At 55.2% G+C, this 3,269-nt stretch carries 3 protein-coding genes and 1 pseudogene; 3 read left to right on the top strand and 1 reads right to left on the bottom strand.

What is annotated here, in order from left to right; translation table 11 throughout:
• The first annotated feature begins 216 nt into the window (after window positions 1-216).
• Entirely contained in the window at window positions 217-954 is a 738-nt protein-coding gene (locus tag F561_RS26890; RefSeq protein WP_019012535.1) for a tyrosine-type recombinase/integrase, read from the top strand.
• A gap of 886 nt (window positions 955-1,840) precedes the next feature.
• Here F561_RS26890 and F561_RS29600 read toward each other — a convergent pair.
• The gene (locus F561_RS29600; protein WP_019012533.1) at window positions 1,841-2,134 is read right to left on the bottom strand and encodes a hypothetical protein; all 294 of its coding nucleotides are present in this window, start codon (window positions 2,132-2,134) and stop codon (window positions 1,841-1,843) included.
• Window positions 2,135-2,313: 179 nt separating this feature from the next.
• On the opposite strand from F561_RS29600, the gene F561_RS0124140 reads away from it, so the two are divergent.
• The gene (locus F561_RS0124140; RefSeq protein WP_019012532.1) at window positions 2,314-2,751 is read left to right on the top strand and encodes a hypothetical protein; all 438 of its coding nucleotides are present in this window, start codon (window positions 2,314-2,316) and stop codon (window positions 2,749-2,751) included.
• 264 nt (window positions 2,752-3,015) lie between these two features.
• Window positions 3,016-3,171, top strand: a pseudogene (locus tag F561_RS28485) (IS6 family transposase); the annotation flags it as partial.
• Window positions 3,172-3,269 lie beyond the last annotated feature (98 nt).

The raw sequence follows: 3,269 nt of genomic DNA, 5'->3' as shown, positions 1-3,269 counted from the left end.
GTGCCGTTTGCATCTGTTGGCAGTTCACCACTGGGGACGCACGACGCAAACTGAGTCGGTTATATCCCACCCTGACCGATTGACGCTGTACTAGTCAGCTTGACGACCGCTTACCTTGCCCATCAGGGGGGCAATGGTGTGCTGAGCAGTCCCCGCACGGTCGAAGCGTATGCCTTAGGTGCGCGGCAGTTTCTGGACTAGGCCACGGCTCAGGCAGTGAACCTGCTCCGTCCTGGGCGGCATGACGCGCAGAACTACATCAACCATATGCTGGCGGCTGGCCGCCAGCCCACAGGGGTGCAATTGAAAGTGGCCGCTGCCTCGTGCTTCTACCGTGCCCTGCGCTGGGCGGGCGCCACCGAAGCCGATCCGTTCCGGGATGCCACGGTACCCAAAGACCACACGCCCGGGATTGTCAAGCGGCCACCGTACACTGAAGATGAGTTGGCCGATGTCCTCGAACATGCGGATGTGCAGGCCAAGTTCCTCCTGTTCGTCACGGCCCATGCTGGACTCCGAATCAGTGAAGCTCTGGCTTTGGCCTGGGATGACCTGGATGAAAGTGCCAAGCGAATCCACGTCCGCAGTGGTAAAGGACGCATCGTGGCCATGAGTAGCAGTCTGAGCCGGGCGGCCCGGGTCTACCGGAGGGTGTACGGGCCGGGAGGTGCTGAACATACCGACGGTAAGCGAACGACCGCCAGTACCCAGGTCTTCCGCTATGCCAGCGTCATGACGGCGTGGTACCACGTGGGAAAGGCGTTCAACCAGGTGGGTGTACCCTTCCGTGGCTTTCATCCAGGGCGTAAATATGCGGGGACCCGGCTTCTCCGGCAGATCAAAGATTTCGGACGGGTGGCAGCTCACCTTGGACATGAATCTGTAGACACGACCCGCCGAGGCTACGCTCAGCTGGCGGCAGATGACTTGAAGGACGATTTGGCGGGCTGGTAAGGATGGGGTACGGAAGTACTCAGACAGTGTTCGAGGCCCCTTCCTGACCTTCCTGTGAGGACGAATTTGAATCGGTCAATGCTGTATGGCCTCGGTTCAGCGCGTTATTAATAATGAGCCTGCTTTGCACTGGGTCCAGATTGTCAGTGACAACTTTGGCAGAGCTGGTGAAGGCCAGAGATGATGCCGATTTACGTCGTTATCAATAGGACTGCTTTTGCCAGTGAGGCAAATTTTGTACGTCATCTGTTTTTATTCCACCAATAACTTATTTTGCGCTCTGCTTGGGACGCCTTATAAACACACTGAATGGCCCAAATTATCTTGACACTCGGCAAGAGCAGACAACTGCCATGCATGCCCCTCCCCTGCCTTCCCGAGTGCTCCGCCTTGGCCCAGTTCCTGCTTCAAGTGAGCGTGTACTTGGCTGGCAATGGTCTTCAAAGCTCCGGCCTCCGCGGGAGCACCTCAAAGACAGGATTGCTTACGGACGAACATCTGTTCGGGAGACCAATTGACCATGGATACCAGCTGACGCAGGGATAAACTCTGATTCTGCGAAATGGTCACAGCCAGAGGGTGGCGCTACGAGGGGAGTTCGGTATTCATACCAAGTTATTCCTTGAACTGACAAGGTGGTGCAGTGTCAGAAGCTTCTTCTTCTTCTCTTATCCTGCCTTACATTCCCTTCCACCCCAAACGCTCGGTCAGAACCACTCCCTAGCTCGGGCCGACGCTTGTTAGGTCAGTAGTCGTTGGATCCCCGCGTCCTGACCTGGGTTCACTCGCGGATCATCTTGCGTAATCGAAATAGATATGTGCATTCCGAAACCCGAGATTCCGAAGAGCCAAAAAGCGCACCTCAACGTGCATCAGTTATTGCTCTTTAGGTCTGAGGTGTCCTCTTCCGGAGGAACTGGAAGCGGTTCTGCCGATGCTCAGCCTTCGATTTCTTAGGTTGGGTGTAGGGAACACTTTCCAGCTTTGCGACAATCTCCCGCGTCCGAGGATCGGTTCTCAACACATTCAGCAGCCTGAGCAGCTCTCCCTTACCTGGCTGTTGTGATCCAAGCTTCATCCCGACCAACAGGAGTCCCTGAGCTCCTTCTGAAACAGACAAGAATTTCGCGACTAGGTCATCTGTGTCGATGGGGATGGTGAGTTCGAAGCCTGGCGCCATGCTTCTAAGATATTCGTCTGTTCCTGACCAGAAACTTTTTTGATGAGGGTTTGTCAACAGCAGACTTGAGTCTTCCGTTCACGGTGACTGTGCTTGGAGGCGAAGAGAAGGACAATCTAAAAACTGCAGCTCAGCTTAGGGAAGCTGACCTAAATGCTCAGCGTTCGTAAGAGGGCCGTATGGATCAGGCCAATAGGCTGATTCAAATGAAAACAATCCTTGTACCCTTCGTGAGAAGGTCGACGGCCGCAGGTGCACTGGCTCTCAGCCTGCTGGTCTCTGGGCTCTCCAGTGCCGCATCAGTGAAGCTTGACGGATTGTTGGCCGTCATTGATGCCGCCTCGCCCTGCATCACCGTCCAGGTGCAAGTCTTCGAAACGGGCATCCTGAAGACGTTCGTGGCCCTGACGCCGACCGGTCAGGTCAAGCCTCTGGGCAAACTGACGCCCGTTCCCCGCTTCGTCAAGGGCAAGGACTACCGCCTCGAGGCAGTCTGCATGAGCACCACGGGCATCTTTCAGAATACGGGACTGAATTTTAAAGCCGATGGTCGAACCGTCATGATTGTGTTTACCAAAGTGGGCTTCGTGATCAAACGTGGTGGCTTGGCATACTGACGCTCTGGAGTGAATGCTCAAACCCTCTTCAAGAGCAGCGGAGTTCCCTCATCGTCAGCTCTTCTGGCCAAGAGCCCGCTGTGCCTTAGAAATGTGGACAGAAAACTCAACTGGACGTCTTTCAATCCCTCTCCTAACGTGGGCTGCTTTTTCCTCTGGCATTTGCCAGGCCACCCAAGGTGGCAAGCGCAGAGCTAGGAAGACTTTTCTGGTCTAAATACTTTTAGAGGTTCTGGCAGGTTAATCGCGATAGGCTGAGCATCTGTGACTGATCGTAAGCCTTACCGCCACCGGTTTCCGCTCAGCATCATCCAGTACGCTCTTTGGCTCTATCATCGCTTTTCCCTCAGCCAGCGTGATGTTCAGGAACTGCTCCAAGAGCGCGGGATCGGGGTCAGTCATGAGACGCTGCGCCAGTGGAACTGATATTGCAAGGCCTTCGTGGAGGATCAGTTCAGTGTGGCGCGGTGTTCCTCAAAGCGAGTTGGTGAGCGGTACCCCAAGCTGGAGTGACGACG

The organism is Deinococcus aquatilis DSM 23025 (genome assembly GCF_000378445.1).
Taxonomy (GTDB): Bacteria; Deinococcota; Deinococci; order Deinococcales; family Deinococcaceae; genus Deinococcus; species Deinococcus aquatilis.
The sequence above is the reverse complement of the archived record's forward strand: the minus strand, read 5'-3'. Positions and strand labels throughout refer to the sequence as shown.

Coding starts and splice junctions, on each gene's coding strand:
- F561_RS0124140 (WP_019012532.1), top strand. CDS start 2,314: ATGGATCAGGCCAATAGGCTGATTCAAATGAAAACAATCCTTGTACCC.
- F561_RS29600 (WP_019012533.1), bottom strand. CDS start 2,134: ATGGCGCCAGGCTTCGAACTCACCATCCCCATCGACACAGATGACCTA.